Raw genomic sequence first — 18,474 nt, 5'->3', positions numbered from 1 at the left:
GAGGATGACGCGTTGCCGGAGGAGCGGAACCCCGGTACGGCTGGGAGCCGGGAGGCCGCGAGTTGCTCGAGCCAGCCCGGCAGCGATGCGGCGTCACGGGCGTCGAGCATAGCGACGAATTGTCGTTCCAGGTCATGGGTTCGGTTCAACTCTGGGCAGTGCCCTGGCCGAGTAGCCCGCTCGACCACCCTCCGGGCGACCTCACCCGCCGGCCCGGCATGACCTCGCTTACAGAGCTGGTGGACACCACGGACATGAGCGTCCACGTCCGCCGGGGGCGCATGCCTTGAGCTGGTTGATCACCATGGTGTGGCGTCGGATGTGGCCAGCACGTGAGCCGACCAGCTCGCGCAGCTCGCGCACGTGGTCGTCGATGCGGTGACGGTCCAGGCCAGGGGTGGCGATCGCGGCGTGCAGTTTGCGGTGTGCGGACATCAGCCTGGTGGGGACCCAGACGACTGAGGTTCCCCCGAGATGCGGCAAACGGTGACGGAAAATCAGTTGGGATTCATGAGCAGACCTTTGGCTATGGCTGCACCCCGGAAATACTCGCTGGAGTTGCGTGAGCGCGCGGTGCGGATCCATCGCACCTCTGATCCGAAGCCATAGATCAAGAAGCGGCCGTCGACCTCGGCGTGCATCCGGAGGCCCTGCGCGGCTGGATCCGCCAGGCCGAGGAGGATGCCGGCGAGCGCGACGACCGGCTCACCACCGACGAACGCGCCGAACTCGCCGCGCTGCGCAGCACAAGTGGCGGGACGCCGAACTCACCTGGTGGGTCAGGGAAATCCACGCGCATTCCGGCGGGGTGTGCGGCTCGCTGCGGGTGCGCCGTCCTCGAACGCGAGGGTTTGCGGCGCGGGCCGCAAGGGCTTTATACACCGCGATCCGCGACGCGTTCTCCCGCCGCGTGGTCGCGTGGGAGACGTTCGCCCGCGCGGACGCCGACCTGGTGCCGGCCATGCTCGAGTACGTGCTCGCTTGCCGCGGGATCGAACCGGGGCCACCGGTCCAGCACGCCGACCACGGGTGTCAGTACACGTCCGTGAGACGCACACCCCGCCCGCCGGGAGCGGGAGTGGAGGCGTTCATGGAATCGGTCGGACTCCCGGCGCATACGTAAGCAGCTCGGCTACCTCAGCCCCGTCGAGTCCGAGGAGCAGCACTACGCTAACCAGGCAACGACAGAACGAATCTGAGTTTCCGTCAATCAGCCCTGACCAGCTGACCAACACCTCCCGCACGCCGGGGCAACCTCACGGAGGTAGACACCCGACCGTGAGGACGTCGTCTGCTCACACGATGCGGATCCCGGCCGGCACGACGAGAAGGGTGTGACTCACGGCTAATGCATGGCCAAATCCCGTACCGCTGGGCTCGTCGCTTTGCCAACCGTTTAGCACCCCGCCCCAAGCTGGATCTCGGCCGCCGTCTCCCTGCAAGGAGTGAATGCATGACATCCCCAACGCGCCATAACGCCACCCGGAGTTCAGCCTCGGGCTCGGTCCGTGGAGCCTGGGCCCTGTTCGCCGTATTTCTGCTGGCCTGGACCGTGCTCGAGATGGTCAACCACCCCGGCGCGACGATTCCGCTGGGCATTGTGGGCTTCATCGCTCCTGACCTGACGCTGATCGTCGGGCCGTCGGGGCCGCACGAACCCGGGCAGCTCCCACGCGGCAAGGTGGCCGCCTACAACCTCGTCCACCGGCCGATCGTCCCGATTCTGGCGCTCGTCGTCATCCCTTTCCTGCCGGGCGACGGACCGGGTGCCAACACGGGGCTGTTCACCTTGGCACTCGGCTGGCTGCTGCACATCGCTTCTGATCGGGCGTTGGGCTACGGACTGCGCACTGCCGACGGCTGGCAGCGCTGAGCGCCGACCGAGCGGCTTCCGCGGCCTGGACGCGGCGACCGAAGCTCCGCACGACCTCGACCAAGGCTCATCTCAGGAGGCTTTCTCCATGGACACGAATCAGCGGACGGCCCACGAGCCCTCCGCGACCGACGGCCCTGCTCTCAGCTACCCGTTCCACCGACCGTCAGCGATCGAGATACCCCCTGTCTACGCCGAGCTGCGAGACAAGTGCCCCGTCGCGCACGTACGACTTCCCAGCGGCGACACGGGGTACGTGGTCAGTCGATACGACGACGTGCGCACGGTGCTCGCCGACGGCGCGTACAGCCGTGCAGCCACCGTGGCTCCGGGTGCGCCCCAGCTCTCGAAGACCCCGCCGCTGGCCGGTGGGCTGTTCACCATGGACCCGCCCGAGCACACCCGGTTGCGCAAGCTGGTGCTACGGGAGTTCTCCAACCGCCGTGTACAGCAACTGCGCCCGCGCATCCAAGAGTTGACCGATGGCCTGCTCGACTCCATGGAACAGCTGTCCCCACCAGTCGACCTCAACACCGAGCTGGCCTTCCCCCTGCCGGTCATGGTGATCTGTGAGCTGCTCGGAGTGCCCTTCGAGGACCGGGACCGCTTCCGCACATGGTCGGACGCATTCGTGTCGCTCACCTCGCACACCGAGGAGGAGTCCGCGGCTCAGCGCGCGTCGATGATCGCCTATCTCAAGGAGCTCATCGACCGCAAACGCGAGGAGCGCCCCGATGACCTCATCGGTGCGCTCGTCGCCGCGCACGACGAGGACGGCAAGCTCACTGAGCAAGAGCTGATCACCATGTGCATCATCCTGCTCGTCGCCGGCCATGAGACGACCGTCTCCATGATCGGAACCTCTGTCCTCACCCTGCTGCGTCATCCTGAGCACCTCGCCGCCTTGCGTGAGCGCCCCGAGATGATCGAGCATGCGGTAGAGGAACTGCTGCGGATCAACCCGATCGGAGACGGGGGCCCGCTGCGCGTCACATTGGAGGACGTGGAGCTGGGCGGCACAGTGATCCCGAAGGGAAGCGCGGTGATCGCGGCGATATGCTCGGCCAACCAGGACGCTGGCCGATTCCCGGAAGGGCTGCCGTCCGACTTCGACCCGGCCCGGCCTTCTGCGGGACAGCATCTGGCCTTCGGGCACGGGCCGCACCACTGTCTCGGTGCCGCACTCGCCCGAGCCGAGCTGCAGATCGTCATTGGGACGCTGCTGCGCCGTTTCCCCGGACTCAAACTCGCCGAGGAAGTCGAAGGGCTGCGCATGACCAGCGGAATGATGGTGCACGGACTGACCCGGCTGCCCGTGACCTGGTAAGCCGGCCTGCCGGATGACATCGTCGGCCGTCACTACCCGATGGGGGAGGTGACGGCCGATGACGTATGGGGGAAGGTGCCGGTGTCGTTGCGGCAACTACCGGGGGCTGGGTGTGCCCTCACACGAGCGAGTTGGGCCCCTGGGCGACGGCCTGGTGCGGGCCGGGTTTCTGCAGCTGGAAGTAGGCGCCCGCGAGCACCCGCTGCTTCAGCGGCTGACTGTGGTCCATCACGCGGTAGAGGGCGCGACGCAACACACTGCCCGCGCCGTGCAGCGCGAACAGCCGTTCCTGGCGCAGCTGAAGTTGACGGGACTTGCCCACCGAGGCTTCACGCGCCCGCTGGAACCTCTCGGCCGCGCACGTCAGCTGCTCGGGCGTGCCACCGGCCGTGAAGGCCTGCTGCACCAGCGGCGCCAGGGTCACCGCATCGATGATGGCGTGATTGACGCCCTGCCCAAGAATGGGTGTCAGGGTGTGCGCCGCATCGCCGGTCAGGATGAGCCCGGGACGGTGCCAGCGCGGCATCAGCGTGGTGAAGATGTCCAGCATGGAGGTGTCGGACCAGCTCCGTATCTCCGAACGCACAGCGGCCGACAGTTCGGGAGCGAGCCGATCCAGGCGCGAGTACAGGGCGGGCAGCCCTTGGGCACGCAACTCCTTGAGGCCGCCTTTGGGGATGTTGAAGCCGACCCGCACACTGTCCGGCTGCGTAGGGATGAACAGCCCGTGCTGGTCGCCATGGATGCGGATGCGGTACGTACGATCGTCCCACTCCTTGGGGAAGGGGAGCTTCAGCCACACGACGTCCCGCTCCAACGGGACGCGGGTGTACGGCAGTCCGGACATCTCTCGTACCTTGCTGAACCGGCCGTCCGCCGCCACCGTCAAGGCTGCCCGAACGGTCATCTCGCCGTCCGGGGTACGAGCCCGCACCCCGGTCACCGGCCCGTCGCCCTCCTGTAGCAGGCCGGTCGCCGTTGCCTTGCGTACCAGGGTGAAGTGCTCCAGGTGCTCTTCTCCCAGCCCGGCGAGGGCCGACAGCAACGCGGGTTGGGGCAGCTCCACCGGGTAGGGGTGTGGGTACGGGAACCGTGTGAAGTCGGCGCGCAGCACGGTGCTGCCCGCGTCCATGATCTCCATGTGGTGCATCTGCTGGTAGGAGCCGTCGAGTCGGCCGAGGAGCCCCAGCCGGTCCAGAAGCCAGACCGAGTCGGGGGAGATGGACTCGCCGCGGAACGACCGGTCGAAGTGGCCGCTCTGCTCCACGACCACGACGGAGATCGAACGTTTGGCGAGCTCCACGGCGAGCGTGAGTCCCGCGGGCCCTCCTCCGACTACGCACACCTGTGCCGTTAGCCCATTAGTCATCGTCAATGCTGCCTTTCCGGAGGAGTCACGGTGAGTCGATCGTCCCGACATGGGCTAAAGAGGCTCTTGCGGACCTCTTCTTTCGCGGAAACGCAGCGCGTCGGAGGATTTCACGTGGTCGGGTCGTTGATCCAGTCGCGGGCGTGGGCCAGGGAGCCGAAGCGCTCGGGGTGGTCGGACATGTACGTCGTGGTCGTGGACTGGGCCTCGCTGTAGGGAATGTCGGTGGAGACCTGCGGGTGCGGGTGCGACCGGGTGAACACCTGCGACGGGCCGGTGGCCACCAGCTCGGGCACCATCTTGGCGAGGTGGCCGGCCTGCCGCCGGCGCTCGCCCACCTGGCCCTTCCCTGCGCAGGATCCGGTACATCGCGGACACCGGGCGGTGGTGGCGGCGGGATGCCTCACTCAAGGCTGGCAGAGCGGGCTTCAGGCGGTGGCCCGGGCCTCAACTCGAGTCTTCAGGGCGTCGGTGAGCTGGCCGAAACCCACTTCGCTCTGTCTGATGACCGGACCGGTGACAAGTACGAGTATGCCCGTGAACGTCTCCGTCTGCAGGACGTGCGTGCCCCCGTCACGGGGCGTCAGTGCGAAGCTGTGCAGGCCATCGAAGACTCCTGGAGTGCCGAGGCGGCCGCGCCAGCGCAGGAGGCGTCCCGGTTCACTGACGAGCACGGTCGGTTTGAACGTCATCTCGCGACCGCCGTTCGGCAGGCGGAACCGCAGACTGAGGCGCTGCCCGACAAGTGCCCGGCCCGAGGCCTCCACGAGGAAGGGGTTCCATTCATGGAACCGCGAGAAGTCGGTCAGCACGGACCACACCTCTTCGGCGCTGGCGTCGATCTGGACCTCGGAGGAGATGCGGCGCATGGTGTTGCGCTCCTTTCACGGCCCCGTCGGGAACCGTTCACAGGGGGATCGGGAATCCACGGTAGCCAGGACAACCTGGTTCCCCTAGCGTGCCGGAACGCCCCCTTAGTTGCGCTTTAGCGACAGGCGTCCGGCAGCAGCCACACACCGGGACGGACCTCCAGCGGGCCGACGACGTCCTCCGGTGGTCCGGCGGAGAGCGCCAAGATGAGCCCCGGGCGGTGTGTTCCTGTCAGCGCCGGCCGCCCGCCTGCCGGGCGACCACCGCGCACTCCGAGAGCAGCAGGATGGCCAGTGACCGGGCACAGCCGAATACGCTTTCGGGGATGAGGTGGGAGCGCAATGGTCAGGGCACAGAGGTCGATGCCCGGATCTTCGAGCGGCTGGCGGTGGCCGGGCATCGAGCATCCTCCGCGACGACCCCGCGCTGGACTCAGCCGCCTCCGGTTTGGCTGTCTTTTAGCAGGAGACCCCATTCTTGTCGCACGCCTGCCGGGGCCTGCCCAACCGTGCGTCGAGGTATCCGGCTGGCCGGGCTGGTGATCCGCCTGTGTCCGTGTGACCCGGTTCCCCCAGGGGCTCTGTAATCGGCCCTTTCGAATCACCGCGTTCGGAGCCCGGCCGTGCACCGCCCGCCGGCCGGCCGTCCGCGGCCACGCAGTTCGGGCTGGTCCCGGTGGGTATCCCGACATCGGACGAGCCCGAGGCGGAACGGTATGACGCGTTACCTGTCCCAGACTTCCCTGTCCGGACCGGACGACAGTGCCGGGCTGCGGCTGCTCTGCTTCCCGTATGCGGGTGGCGGGGCGTCGGCGTACCGGCGCTGGCAGCGCGGCCTCGACGCCTATGGCGCGGGGGCGCGGGTGATGCCCGTTCAACTGCCCGGCCGCGAGGGGCGGATGAACGAGCCCCGCTTCCACGACCTGCACGACCTGGTTGCCGACCTGGACGAGCAGCTCGAAAGCGAGCTGGAGTACCCGCACGTGTTCTACGGTCACAGCATGGGCGCGCTGATCGCCTATGCGCTCACTTGCCGCCGTCAGCAGCGCGGTGCCCCGCTCCCGCTCGCTCTGGTGCTGAGCTCCTACCGGGCCCCTCATCTGCCTGCGCCGGAGATCGCCGACCCGGGCGCGAGTGATGAAGAGCTGGCCGCTGAACTCGCCAGGCTGGGAGGCATTCCGAAGGCCATTCTGAAGCACCCCGACTTTCTTGCTGCACTGCTGCCCATTGCCCGTGACGACCTGTTGTTGTGCACCACCTCCAGCGGGTCCGACATCGAGTCCGTGCGGGTACCGCTGCACCTGTTCGTCGGTGCCCGGGACCGGCTGGTGTCGCTGCCGGAGCTGCTGGCCTGGAGGCGATATGCCGCACGCGGCTGCGAGGTGCGGGTGATGCCCGGAGGGCACTTCTTCATCCGGGCCCACGAGGATTCCTTCCTGCGTGAACTCGCCAACCTGACCTGCCGGTACGCCTACGAGCCAGCTCTCGCCGATGCCCTGTCCTCCTGAGCCGCCCACCGCCCGGGAGATGAACTGATGCCATACCAGGAGTCCTACACCGAACGGGGGCTGGCGCGGGCCGCCGAACGCAGTGAGGCGGAGGCGTTCGTCTTCGTCCGTGACGCGGGCACCGAACGGCTCAGCTGCGCCGAGCTGGGCCGGCAGGCCAAGGACTTCGCGTCGTGGCCGCAGCACAGCGGTCTGTCCGGTCGGCAGATTCTGCTTCCCCACCCTCGGACCCGTCCTTTGTGACGTCTTTCGTCGGCTGCCTGTACGCGGCTGCCCGTATGCGGGTGCCGTGACCGTCCCCGCTGCGGTCCCGTCCAACCGCGAGCGCCACTTCGAGCGGCTGTCCCGGACAGCTGCGGACGCGGGGATCGGGGCGGTCGTCACGACCGCCCCGTACGTCGACGCACAGCCTGCCCGGCCGGTCGGCCGGACCCGGTGCCGTGCATCGCCACCGGCGCAGGTTGGGTCAGTGACGCGGCGCAGTGACGCGCACCCGCGCTGCGCCCCGACGATCTGGCCTTCCTGCAGCGGCTGGCTGAAGATGATCGGCGAGCACGGCGTCACGCTCGGTGGCGGGGCGCGGAGCCCTTGGCAGCCGCCCCGCCACCCGCACCGTCGATGCGGCCGCCCTGGAGCCCGGTGGACTCGCCGCACCCCGGCAGGGAAGTCCGCAACGAACCCTCGTGAGCGGCGGTGTGGTGCGCGCCGAGGACTTCGCGGTGCGGGTCGTCGACCCGAGCACGGCACAGAACCTGGCGGGCCGGGACGCGCGCAAGGAAGGCTTAAGTGGTGTCCCGCAGGCTCGGCGCGTCCATCAGGGGGCGGCGAAGGAGAGGCTGTGACCGCGGTTGTGAACACCGTCACCGGCGAACGAACCGGGCCGCTGGACCGACTGCGCGTCCTGTACGACGAGGGGCGGCTGACCCAGGAGTTTCGGCAGGTGCCCGGGTTGTTGGCCGAAATGGCGACGGCGGCCGAACCGGCCGGGGCGCCCGGGGGTGACCTGGTCCGGGCCGGCCAGCTGCTGTCCCGGCTGGACCCGGCACAGGTGCTGGATAGCGGCGAGGGGCTGGAGGCGGTCACCGTGGCGGTGACCGGGCACTCCACCCTGGGCGCCCTCGTCGCCCCGCTCACCGCCGAACTCGCCCGCCACGGCTTCGTACCGAAGGTGCATTCCGGCGACTTCGGCTCCTGGCTACGCGAACTCCAGGACACTCAAAGCGACTTGTACGCCACGGGCATAGACCTCGTCCTGTGTGTTCTGGACGCCCAAGTGGTCTTCGACGAACTGCCGAATCCCTGGCGGGTGGAGGACCTGGAACGGGTCCTCTCGGTGCAGTTGTGCCTGCTGGAATCGCTGGCCGCCCGCTACGTCGAGAACGGCACCGGAACCCTGGTGCTCAACACCCTGCCGCTGTCTTCCACTCACACCCGTCAGCTGGTCGACGCGCGGTCCCGGGCCCGGCTCGGGATCGCGTGGCGGGAGTTCAACGCCGGTCTGCTAGGTATCGCAGCTGCCCATGAGCGGGTGCGCATGGTCGACCTGGACCCGCTGATTGCCTCGGGTGGCCCGGTAAACGAGCCCCGGTTGGCCGCATACGCCAAGGCCCACCTCGGCGAGGAACTGCTCGCGGCGTACGCCCGCGAGGTCGGTCACTTGGCGCGCGACCTGCGCGGGCGGGCCAAGAAGGTACTGGTGGTGGACCTCGACAACACCCTGTGGGACGGCATCCTGGGCGACGACGGACCCGAAGGCATCGCCGCGGCCACCACGTACCGGGGAGAGGCGTTCGGGCGGTTCCAGCGGGTGTTGGCGCAGCTCGGCTCCCAGGGCGTGCTGCTGGCTGTGGCCAGCAAGAACGACCAGGAACGGGTGCTCGAAGTGCTTCGCGACCACCCCGACATGGTGCTCCGGGAGGACGACTTCGTTCGGGTAAACGCCAACTGGGAGCCCAAGGACGGCAATCTGCTGGACATCGCCAGGAAACTCAACCTCGGCGTGGACAGCTTCGTCTTCGCTGACGATTCTCCCTTTGAGTGTGGGCTAGTTGCGAGCAACCTGTCCCAGGTGGCGGTCGTACGGCTGGATGAGGAACCGGCCCTGCACGTGGAGCGACTACTCGCGGACGGCTGGTTCGACGTCGCCGCGCTGACCATGGAGGACCGGACCCGCGCGGGCCAGTACGGGGCCGAGGCCGCTCGCCAGGACCTGCTGGACAGTGTCGGCTCGATGGAGCACTATCTGGCCCAGCTCGACGTGAGCGTCGCCCTCTCCCCGGTGCGGGACCACGAGGTGGCCAGGGCCTCTCAGATCACCCTGAGAACCAACCAGTTCAACCTCACCACCGAGCGGCTGCAAGCAGCCGACATCCGGACCCGGCTGGACTCCGCCGAACATCAGGTACTCGCCGTTCGCTCCACCGACCGCTTCGGTGACAACGGACTGGTGGGCCTGGTGCTGATGCGGATCGCCGAGGACGGGTGGCACATCGACAACGCGCTGCTCAGCTGCCGGGTCTTCGCCCGAGGCATCGAGCAGGCTGCCCTGGCGGCCGTGCTGGGACGTGCCCGCGAGGCCGGGGCGCCGGCCGTCCACGCCCGCTACCGGCCGACCGCTAAGAACCGCAAGGTGCGGGGCCTTTATCCGTCGCTGGGCTTCACGAAGACGGGTGAGAGCGCAACCGGCGAGATGACGTTCCGGCACGGCCTGGGCACCCTGCCCGAGGTGCCGAGCCACGTCCGCCTGGCCGTGGACTTTGCCATGGACACGGACTGAGGGGGTGGCGGTGGAATCGGGAAGGCGATGGAGATCAGCGGTGCGCCGTGCGGCCAGCGGCTGGGGCTGGACACTGGCCGACCTCGGCGTGATGTTCGGCGTGGTCACCGAGAATTGCCTGGCCGCCCGCCCCGTACCGGAGCCGGCCGTCGTACCGCTGGATGAGCCGCTGGCGGCCCCACCCCAAGCGCCTGCCCCGAGGAGCCCCCTTCTCGGCGCGGGAGCGGGAGCTGTGGGCGCAGCTGGGCGGACTCGACAAGCGCACCCAGTGCTGCGTTCCTCGAAAGGTTTGGACGAATCGTCGCCGCAGGTCTTGCGGGGGCGGTGGTGGCTGTCCCCGGATCCATCGCTTGGCGTGGTGGCGGAAGATCCGCCACCAGCCTTCCTGGAGGTTCGGCCAGCAGGCTCCGACCGTGATGAACACGTGCTGGATGCGGGGATGGCCCTCCAGCCAGGTGCGGGTGGAGTAGCTGTGGTGGCTGGAGGGGCTGTCGGTGATCACGAAGATGGTGCCGCGGCCCGGGGCCGCGGCCTCGACCTCGGCGAGGAAGTGCTGGTGGTGCGGGCTGCTCCGGGACGGTGCGGTCATGGTCACCGCCGCGCCGCCCGTGACCCGCAGCGCACCGTATACCCAGGTCTTCTTCGGGCCGCGGGAGTTGTCCAGCATCGCCTTGATCCCGCGCCCTGGAGAGGGTGCGCGTAGAGATTTTCGATCCGGGCTCTTTTGCTGTGCATTCCAGGTACGTGGAGCTGGTCAATGACCGCGAGCGACGTCATCACACCCCCCCCGGCCAGCAGGACGCGGCGGACCGGGGATCGGTGGATGTCGATGCCGGCCTCCCGGGCCGCCTCGGTCAGCGCATCCAGGGTCCCTACCACCGGCTTCAAAGACGGCTTTAGTGCCCGAACGAAGGATCAGCCTGGTTGTGTCGGCCGAACGAGGGGATTGATGATGGCGGACTTCCGATCGTTTGCGGAGCTGGTGCTTGCGCGGGGGGAGCAACGTGAGGATGCGGACGCCTACCTGTTCCTGGAGAACGGGGCGCGAGGGGCGGAACCGGAGCGGCTCTCGTACGCCGGCCTCGACCGCGCGGCGAAAGGACTCGCGGCTTTGCTGCAGGATCGGGGGCTGAGCGGTCGCCAGGTCCTGTTGCTGTACCCGTCGGGGCTGGACTTCCTCAAGGCGTTCGTGGGGTGCCTGTACGCCGGCGCGGTGGCCGTTCCGGCGCCGCTGCCTACCGAGCAGGGCCAGGGCTTCCAGCGAGTGTCCGGAATCATCCGAGACGCCCAGGTCGGGGCGGTGCTGACCCTCGGGAAGCACGCGCCGGACATGGAGGTATGGCTGGCGCAGGAGGGCTTCTCCGATGTGCGCTGCCTCGCGACGGATGCCTTCACTGGCGACCCCGCCGCCTGGGTCGACCCGAAGCTGCACTCCGACGACCTGGCGTTCCTCCAGTACACCTCCGGGTCGACAAGTGAGCCCAAGGGGGTGATGGTCTCGCACGGCAATCTACTGGCCAACGAGGCCGCCATCCAGCGCTCCACAGGCAGCGACGGGGACACGGTCGTCGGCGGCTGGCTGCCCTTCTTCCACGACATGGGCCTGATCGGGCACGTACTGCTGCCTCTCTGGCTTGGCTCCAGCGCCGTGCTGATGTCGCCGACCTCCTTTCTTCGTCGACCCGTGCGCTGGCTGGAACTGCTTAGCGAGCACCGGGTGAACCTCTCCGCCGCCCCCAACTTCGCCTACGACATGTGTGTCCGGCGAGTGCCCGATGCGCGTCTGGAAGGCATCGATCTGTCCAGCTGGCGGGTCGCCTGCAACGGCTCGGAGCCCGTCCGGGCTGACACCCTGCGGGCGTTCGCCGAGCGGTTCGCACCGTACGGATTCTCTGCCGACAGCGCCTTCCCTTGCTACGGCATGGCCGAAACCACGCTGCTGGTCTCCGGCAAGCGGCCCGGCTGCACGGCAGTGCTGCGCGAGGTGGATTCCGCCGGACTGGAAGCGGGTCGGCTGGACGGGCCGTTCCTACAGGCACCGACACGGACTCTGGTGTCGAGCGGCGTGGTACGTGCGGAGGACTTCGAGGTACGTATCGTCGACCCGAAGACCCGCGAGGAGCGCCCTGAGGGCGGGGTCGGCGAGATCTGGGTGCGCGGCGCCAGTGTGTCCGCCGGCTACTGGGGGCGACCCGAGGTCAACGCCGAGACCTTCGACGCCAGGATCGCCGGTGCACAGGAACTCGGGCCCTGGCTGAGGACCGGTGACCTGGGGGCGACGGAGCACGGCGAGCTGTTTGTGACGGGCCGTCTGAAGGAGATGGTTCTGATCAACGGGCGCAACATTTACCCCTCTGACGTGGAGAGCGCAGTGCGCGCACTGGACCCGGCCTTCGGGCCCGGAGCCGTCTTCTCCGTCGATACCGACCAGGAATGCCTGGTGGTGATTCACGAGGTCCACCCGAGCGCCCTCGCCGGTGGGGACCTCATGAGCGCGACTTCCCGAGTGCAAGAGCTGATCAGCCGCGAGTTCGCCGTGCCCGCGGGTAACGTTCTGCTGGTGCGCCCGGGCGTCGTCCGCAGGACGACCAGCGGCAAGATCCAGCGGACTCTGATGCGCAAGCTCTTCCTGGACGGTGCCGTCACTCCGCTGCACGCCGTGCTCGATCCGGCAGTACGCGAGCTCATCGGATCCTTGGGCCTGGAGCCGGTGAGCTGACATGGCACGTCTGCCCCATCGGCACGCCAGGGTACTGGAGCGGTACCCGGGCGACCCCGCCGATTCCGAGACGGTGTTCTCCCATGCCCGCTGCCTGGACAAGATCCGAACACACGGCATCCGGGGCGCCGACATCAGTGGTAGCGCCTTCGAGCGGGCTCCGGTGCTCCCCGTCACCCGGATCGACACCTTCGCACGGGTCCTGAGACCAGTCTTCCGCCGCGATGTCGCGCTGGGGCTCCGCTACGGCACCGACTCCTTCCTGGCTGATCCCGGCTGGGCAGCGGCCACGCTGCACCGGCTCGCCCAATGACTCAGACAGCACCCGACCGACCTGCCCGTCGGCTGCGCGGAGCAGGCCCATGGGGAAGTGCTGCGGCGCTTCCACGAACACCGCAGCTACGACCTGTACGACACACCACTCGCCGGCTGATCAGCCGCCGGTCAGATGCACCAACGCAGCGAGGAGTTCGCCATGACTGTCCCCACCGGCCGCCCGGACACCGTCCATGAGCACACCGTCGAGACGCTGAGCGAATGGATCGCCAACCGGATCTCGCTCTACCTGAAGCGACCGGCCGGCGAGATCGCGTCCACCGTGCCCCTTGCCGAATACGGCCTGGACTCGGTCGCCGCACTGAGCCTGTGCGGCGACATAGAGGAGGACTTCGACCTCGTCCTGGAGCCCACCGTGGCCTGGGACTACCCGACGATCGACGCGCTCGCCGGGTATCTGGTGGAGGAGCTGCGCGCCACCGTGGGAGAGGCGTGATGCAGCCGGTTGCCATCGTCGGCATCGACTGCCGCTTTCCCGGGGCCCCGGACCCCGTTGCGTACTGGGACCTGCTCATGCGGTCCGGCGACGGGGTCGGACCCGTACCCGAACAGCGGTGGAACTCCGATGACTTCTACTCGGCTGCTGGGACCGACGGGCACTCCAACACCACCAGCGGCGGCTTCATCACCGATGCGGACGCCTTCGACCACGAGTTCTTCGCGATCTCGCCACGCGAGGCCGCCGCGATGGATCCGCAGCAGCGGCTGCTGCTGCAGTGCGCCTGGCGCGCGGTCGAGGACACCGGTGTCGCGCCGCAGAGCCTGGCCGGAACCGCCACCGGGGTCTTCGTCGGCGTCATGGGCAACGAGTGGGCCCATCTCCATCTCACCGACTACGCACGGGTCACCGCGCACGTCGGCTCCGGCAACGGCTACTGCATGACCGCGAACCGGATCTCCTACCACCTCGACCTCAAGGGGCCGAGTCTGGCGGTGGACACTGCCTGCTCCTCCTCGCTGGTCGCCGTCCACCTGGCCTGCAACGCCCTGTTGGCGGGTGAGTGCGACACCGCTATCGCGGCCGGTGTGAATGTGGCCCTCACCCCGGCCCTGGGCATCTTCTACACGCAGGCAGGGCTCTCCGCGCCCGATGGCCGGTGCAAACCCTTCAGCAGCGACGCGAACGGTATCGGCCGCGGCGAGGGCGTCGGCGCGGTGGTACTGCGCCGATTGGAGGACGCGATCGCCGACGGGCAGTCGGTCTACGCGGTGATCCGCGGAACGGCGGTCAACCAGGACGGCCGCAGCAACGGCATCGTCGCCCCCAACCGCTGGTCGCAGCAGGAGGTGCTGGCTGCGGCATACCGGCGGGCCGGGGTAGAACCGTCTGACGTGGCGTTCACCGAAGGCCACGGCACCGGCACCGTGCTGGGCGACATGATCGAGGTCAAGGCGCTCGGCGGACTGCACGCCGACCGGGCCGGCAAGCCGATGGCACTGGGCTCGGTCAAGGGCAACCTGGGCCACACCGAAGGCGCCGCCGGGGTCGCCGGGCTCATCAAGGTCGCCCTTTCCCTGCACCACCGCGTGGTGCCGGCCAGCCGGTTCGCAGCCCGAGAGAATCCGGCGCTCAAGCTCTCCCGGCACGGCCTGCGGCTGCTCAAGGCACCCTTGCGGCTGGCCACTGGAACCACCGTCGGAGGCCTCAGCAGCTTCGGTATGGGCGGCACCAACGCCCATGCGGTGCTGGAGTCCGTGCCCGCGTATGCCGCACGGCCGAGAAAAGGCGAATCTGACGGGGCCACCGGCATCGGAACCGCGGTCTTCACTGTGACCGCACCCACGGCCAAGGCGCTGCGCCGCAATCTTGTGGCGCAGGCCGACGCCCTTCAGCGTCACCGGGTGGTGCCGGCCGGCGCGGTGGGTTGGAGCAGCAACCGGCTCAAAACCAGACACCGGGTCCGGTTCGCCGCAACGGCCGACAGCATCGGCGACCTGGTTGCCACACTGCGCCAGACCGCCGGGGACGAGGAGTATCTGGCGGACCTCACCAGCGAGTCCGCCGGACCGGTGCGGCCCGCGCTGCTCTTCACGGGCCAGGGCTCTCAGTACCCGGGCATGACCGCCGTTCTCTACCGCGACGCTCCGCTCTTCCGGCGCTTCCTCGACCGAGCTGACAAGGCGCTGCTGCCACACACCGGCGGTTCGGTGCGCGAACTGCTGCTCTCCGCGGACCCGGCGGTGCACCGCACCAGCTGGGCGCAGCCCGCCCTGTTCGCCGTCGGCTACGCACTGGCAGCCACCTTCATCGAACTCGGGGTGCGCCCCGCGCTGTTGCTCGGGCACAGCGTCGGAGAGTACGCGGCCGCGGTGGTCGCCGAGGCACTCCCGCTGGAGGAGGCAGCCCGGCTGATCGCCGCTCGCGGGCAACTGATGCAGGAACTTCCCGAGGGCGGTGGGATGCTGGCCGTCCGGGTCGGCGCTGCCGCGCTGGCGGAGCAGGTCGACGCCGAGCCGCTGGTCGGGATCGCCGCAGTGAACGGGCCGACGTCCACCGTGCTCTCCGGCCATCTGACGGCGCTGGCCCGGATCGAGGAGGAGCTGACCCGTGCGGGAGTGAAGTCCCGCCGCCTGGAGGTCTCGCACGCGTTCCACTCGCCGCTGATGGACCCCATGCTGGAACGTTTCGCGGCAGTGGCGGAGCAGGTCAGCGGCACCGTTCCCGCTGTGCCGGTCCACTCCACGCTGCGCGGCAGGCTGCTGCGGGACGAGCCGATGGACGCCGCGTACTGGGTGGAGCACGTCAGAGCTCCGGTGCTCTTCGCCGACGCCGCGCGGCAGTTGCTGGACGAGGCACCGACCCACCTGCTGGAGATCGGCCCGCGGCCGGTGCTCGCTCCCATGACACGCCGACTGCTCACAGCCCCCCAGAGGGCCGAGGCCCGCAGTGTCCACCCGGTCCCGGGCGAACAGGCCGGTGGCCGGGAGCTTGCCGAGGCGGTCGCCGAACTCTTCCGAGGGGGAGCCGACATCGCCTGGGACGCGGCCTACGCCGATCAGCACCGGGTGGCACACCGCCTGGCTCCGTACGTCTTCGCGGACGACCACCGGTTCTGGGCCCGCGGGCCGTCACCCGTCGCACAGCCCATCCAGTCCGTGCAACGGGACGGCGTACAGACAAGCATCCAACGCCCGGACACGTCGCGGCCCGTGGTGCTCTCCCCGGACTGTCAGAACGCCGTCGATCCGGTGGCCGAGGCTGTGCTGGACGCCGTCGCCCGGGTGGGCAGCTACGCGCCCGAGGCGATCGTCCCGCGGTCGAGGCTCTACGAGGACCTCGGCTTCGACTCGGTGATGGTGCTGGAGCTCAAGAGTCAGATCGAGGAGCGGTTGCCCGGCCTCGAGCCGCTGAGCGTGGAGGACCTACTGCCCCGGCTTTCCTCGATCGGCGACCTGATCGGCTTCGTGAGCGAACGACGCCCCGACGCCGCCTGAACCCGTCCCGTCGAAAGGACCCCACCATGCAGTCACCGCCCGACCGCGATCCCGCCCAGGTGTACCTCGCCTCGGTCGGCACCGCCCTGCCCGGCGACCCGATCGACAACGCCACTCTCGCCAAAACGCTGAAGATCAACGAGGAGTGGATCGACCACTTCATCGGCACCCGCACCCGCCACTTCGCCCGGGACCTCGGGACCGGGACGGTGCGCTGGTCACTGGCCGATCTCTGCGCCCAGGCCGGTGCGCGGGCGCTCGCCGCCTCCGGGGTCGACCCGGCGGAGATCGACTTCGTGGTGCTCGGCACCGCCACCCCGGACAACCTGATGCCCGCCACCGTCAACCACATCGCCGACCAGCTCGGCCTGGACCAGGTGCCCACGTACCAGCTCCAGTCCGGCTGTGCCGGTGCCGTGCAGGCACTCGGACTCGGCCGGACTCTGATCGCGGGTGACGGGCACCGGGCCGGCCTGGTCATCGGTGGCGATGTCTGTAGCAAGCACCTCGACCTGAACCGGGACCTTGCCGACGCCGCCCCCAGCGACCTGGTCAACTTCGTCCTCTTCGGCGACGGCGCCGGGGCCGCGGTGCTCACCGCCGAGCCTGCGGCGGAGGCGGTGGCCCTGCGCCGTGTACTCAACCGGTTCACCGGCCTCGGGCGGGAGCCCGGCCAGGTCATCGACTGGTTCGGTCTCGCCGACCGGCACGAGAACCGACAGGCGGTCAAGGAGGACTACAAGGCCATCGAGGAGTTCGTCCCCGTGATGGCGGTGGAGATCCTCTGGGAGATACTCGGCGACCTCGACTGGTCCGCCGAGGAGCTCGACTACTTGCTGCCGCCACAGCTCTCGGGCCGGATGACCCGTCGCATCCACGAGGAACTCGATGTGCCCGGCGCCGTGGAGGTGTCCTGCGTCGCCGACACCGGCAACAACGGCAACGCGCTGCCATTTCTCCAGTTGGAGCAACTGCTACGACAGATGTCCAGCGGCCAGAAGGCACTCGCGGTGGCCGTGGAGTCCAGTAAGTGGATCAAGGCAGGCTTCGCCCTCGAAAAGATCTGACACTCCGTCGCTGATTGGAAAACACTGATGCAGACCATCGACGAGTTCGCCCGCCTGGTCCGCGAGGAACTGGGCATCCCCCTGGCAGACGAGGACCTGGCAGCCGACCTCGACCGGCTCCCCGAGTGGGACTCCCTCTACATGCTCAAGCTGGTCACCGCCCTCGAGCGCAGCACGGGCCGAAAACTGCTGGTGGGGCGGGTACTGGAGGCCCGCAGCCTGGACGCGATCTACAAGCTGGCGGTCGCCCCGTGACGGCCGGCCCGCACCCCGAACGCCGTCGTCGGCACACCCTCTACTTCCTGGAGTACGCCGCCCGACAGCGCCTGGTGCACCTGGACACCGAGGTCGACATGACTCGCATCCAGCACCACCGCGCCGAGGCCCGGGAATCAGGGCGCCGCTTCTCCGTGGTCGCCTACCTGCTGCACGCCGCCGGCCGAGTGCTGGAGCGCCACCCCGAGGCGAACGCCGTACTGGCCCCGGGCTGGCCCGGCCTGCGCGGTCCTCGAACGGTCCGCTTCACCGGTGTCACCGCGAAACTCGCGCTTGACCGCACCGTGGACGGCGAACGCACCGTACTTTCCGCCCTGCTGCCCGGTCTGGAGTGCGCCGACCTGGCCGCCATCCAGGAGCGGATCGACCGCTACCGGAACCCGGCCGCGGCCGATCTCCCCGAATTCCGCGGCGTGCGGATACTGGGTCGGCTGCCGGTCCCGCTTGGCCGGACGGCGTTCGCCACCGCACTGCGCAACCCGCGGCGCCGCCCCACCGTGCTGGGCACAGTCGCGGTCAGTTCGCTCGGGCACCGCCCTGTCGACGGCTTCCACGCCGGCGGCGGCACTGCGGTGACACTCAACGCCGGACAGGTGGTCGACCGTCCCGTCGTCCGCGACGGCCGGATCATGGCCGCCCCGCTGATGCGACTCGGTCTCACCTTCGACCACCGGGTCATTGACGGCGCGGCCGCCGCCGACGTCCTCGCCGATCTCAAGCAGACCATGGAGTCCTTCGAGGACGGCCCTGCCGGTCCTGGAACCGGACGGCAGCCCGAGCGCCGGGTACCGGACGGGACGACGACTGCAAGGACGGCTTAAGGCCCCCCCACCGCACCATCGTTGCGACGGGCGCCGTGCCGAAGTACCCCACACCCGGCACGGCTCTGTCGACCGGACCCGCCCGACACCCGCCTACT

Annotated in this window: 19 protein-coding genes; 14 read left to right on the top strand and 5 right to left on the bottom strand. The window is 69.0% G+C overall.

Translation table 11 applies throughout. The features are described 5' to 3' along the window. Positions 1-228: 228 nt before the first annotated feature. On the bottom strand, positions 229-435 hold the full coding sequence (locus ACH4TL_RS44445; protein ID WP_398331139.1) for a hypothetical protein: 207 nt from the start codon (positions 433-435) through the stop codon (positions 229-231). A gap of 170 nt (positions 436-605) precedes the next feature. Between ACH4TL_RS44445 and ACH4TL_RS44440 the strand changes: the two genes are divergently transcribed. From ACH4TL_RS44440 to ACH4TL_RS44430, 3 genes are all read left to right on the top strand, one after another. Beyond that, positions 606-1,049 (top strand): transposase, encoded by a 444-nt coding sequence (locus ACH4TL_RS44440; protein ID WP_398331224.1) that lies wholly within the window; start codon positions 606-608, stop codon positions 1,047-1,049. A 404-nt stretch (positions 1,050-1,453) separates the two neighbouring features. Further along, positions 1,454-1,873: a DUF4260 family protein gene (locus ACH4TL_RS44435; protein WP_398331142.1), complete on the top strand. Its 420-nt coding sequence runs from the start codon at positions 1,454-1,456 to the stop codon at positions 1,871-1,873. A gap of 88 nt (positions 1,874-1,961) precedes the next feature. Next, positions 1,962-3,200 (top strand): cytochrome P450, encoded by a 1,239-nt coding sequence (locus ACH4TL_RS44430; RefSeq protein WP_398331145.1) that lies wholly within the window; start codon positions 1,962-1,964, stop codon positions 3,198-3,200. A 118-nt stretch (positions 3,201-3,318) separates the two neighbouring features. Here ACH4TL_RS44430 and ACH4TL_RS44425 read toward each other — a convergent pair whose 3' ends face one another. The 3 genes from ACH4TL_RS44425 to ACH4TL_RS44415 all read right to left on the bottom strand — a co-directional run bounded on the left by ACH4TL_RS44425 (position 3,319) and on the right by ACH4TL_RS44415 (position 5,438). Continuing rightward, positions 3,319-4,569, bottom strand: a complete 1,251-nt coding sequence (locus tag ACH4TL_RS44425) for an FAD-dependent monooxygenase (RefSeq protein ID WP_398425490.1) — start codon at positions 4,567-4,569, stop codon at positions 3,319-3,321. A 110-nt stretch (positions 4,570-4,679) separates the two neighbouring features. Continuing rightward, positions 4,680-4,907 (bottom strand): hypothetical protein, encoded by a 228-nt coding sequence (locus ACH4TL_RS44420; RefSeq protein WP_398331151.1) that lies wholly within the window; start codon positions 4,905-4,907, stop codon positions 4,680-4,682. Between the two features lie 90 nt (positions 4,908-4,997). Further along, a complete protein-coding gene (locus ACH4TL_RS44415) occupies positions 4,998-5,438 on the bottom strand; it encodes an SRPBCC family protein (RefSeq protein ID WP_398331154.1) in 441 nt (146 codons plus the stop codon). 716 nt (positions 5,439-6,154) lie between these two features. Here ACH4TL_RS44415 and ACH4TL_RS44410 point away from each other — a divergent pair. The 4 genes from ACH4TL_RS44410 to ACH4TL_RS44395 all read left to right on the top strand — a co-directional run bounded on the left by ACH4TL_RS44410 (position 6,155) and on the right by ACH4TL_RS44395 (position 9,722). Then, positions 6,155-6,946 (top strand): thioesterase II family protein, encoded by a 792-nt coding sequence (locus ACH4TL_RS44410; protein WP_398331157.1) that lies wholly within the window; start codon positions 6,155-6,157, stop codon positions 6,944-6,946. Between the two features lie 27 nt (positions 6,947-6,973). Beyond that, positions 6,974-7,189 (top strand): hypothetical protein, encoded by a 216-nt coding sequence (locus tag ACH4TL_RS44405; protein WP_398331160.1) that lies wholly within the window; start codon positions 6,974-6,976, stop codon positions 7,187-7,189. Positions 7,190-7,515: 326 nt separating this feature from the next. Beyond that, positions 7,516-7,788, top strand: coding sequence for a hypothetical protein (locus ACH4TL_RS44400; protein ID WP_398331163.1), 273 nt, complete (start codon positions 7,516-7,518; stop codon positions 7,786-7,788). Next, entirely contained in the window at positions 7,785-9,722 is a 1,938-nt protein-coding gene (locus ACH4TL_RS44395) for an HAD-IIIC family phosphatase (RefSeq protein ID WP_398331166.1), read from the top strand. Before ACH4TL_RS44400 ends, ACH4TL_RS44395 begins: the two co-directional genes overlap by 4 nt. Positions 9,723-9,756: 34 nt before the next feature. On the opposite strand, the gene ACH4TL_RS44390 is transcribed toward ACH4TL_RS44395, so the two are convergent. Continuing rightward, positions 9,757-10,389 (bottom strand): transposase, encoded by a 633-nt coding sequence (locus tag ACH4TL_RS44390; protein WP_398331170.1) that lies wholly within the window; start codon positions 10,387-10,389, stop codon positions 9,757-9,759. A gap of 282 nt (positions 10,390-10,671) precedes the next feature. Here ACH4TL_RS44390 and ACH4TL_RS44385 point away from each other — a divergent pair, with 282 nt between their 5' ends. The 7 genes from ACH4TL_RS44385 to ACH4TL_RS44355 all read left to right on the top strand — a co-directional run bounded on the left by ACH4TL_RS44385 (position 10,672) and on the right by ACH4TL_RS44355 (position 18,376). Next, positions 10,672-12,441, top strand: a complete 1,770-nt coding sequence (locus ACH4TL_RS44385) for a fatty acyl-AMP ligase (protein ID WP_398331173.1) — start codon at positions 10,672-10,674, stop codon at positions 12,439-12,441. Between the two features lies 1 nt (position 12,442). Next, positions 12,443-12,754: a hypothetical protein gene (locus tag ACH4TL_RS44380; RefSeq protein WP_398331176.1), complete on the top strand. Its 312-nt coding sequence runs from the start codon at positions 12,443-12,445 to the stop codon at positions 12,752-12,754. A 162-nt stretch (positions 12,755-12,916) separates the two neighbouring features. Next, complete coding sequence (locus ACH4TL_RS44375; protein ID WP_398331179.1) at positions 12,917-13,213, top strand: acyl carrier protein; 297 nt, start codon at positions 12,917-12,919, stop codon at positions 13,211-13,213. Further along, positions 13,213-16,212, top strand: a complete 3,000-nt coding sequence (locus ACH4TL_RS44370) for a type I polyketide synthase (RefSeq protein ID WP_398331182.1) — start codon at positions 13,213-13,215, stop codon at positions 16,210-16,212. The genes ACH4TL_RS44375 and ACH4TL_RS44370 overlap by 1 nt, the downstream gene beginning before the upstream one ends. Before the next feature lie 26 nt (positions 16,213-16,238). Continuing rightward, positions 16,239-17,279: a 3-oxoacyl-ACP synthase III family protein gene (locus ACH4TL_RS44365; protein WP_398331185.1), complete on the top strand. Its 1,041-nt coding sequence runs from the start codon at positions 16,239-16,241 to the stop codon at positions 17,277-17,279. Positions 17,280-17,306: 27 nt separating this feature from the next. Next, entirely contained in the window at positions 17,307-17,534 is a 228-nt protein-coding gene (locus ACH4TL_RS44360) for an acyl carrier protein (protein WP_398331188.1), read from the top strand. After that, complete coding sequence (locus ACH4TL_RS44355; RefSeq protein ID WP_398331191.1) at positions 17,531-18,376, top strand: 2-oxo acid dehydrogenase subunit E2; 846 nt, start codon at positions 17,531-17,533, stop codon at positions 18,374-18,376. The genes ACH4TL_RS44360 and ACH4TL_RS44355 overlap by 4 nt, the downstream gene beginning before the upstream one ends. The last annotated feature ends 98 nt before the right edge of the window (positions 18,377-18,474 follow it).

The sequence above is a fragment of the Streptomyces sp. NPDC021115 genome (genome assembly GCF_044333065.1).
Classification (GTDB): Bacteria; Actinomycetota; Actinomycetes; order Streptomycetales; family Streptomycetaceae; genus Streptomyces.
The sequence above is the reverse complement of the archived record's forward strand: the minus strand, read 5'-3'. Positions and strand labels throughout refer to the sequence as shown.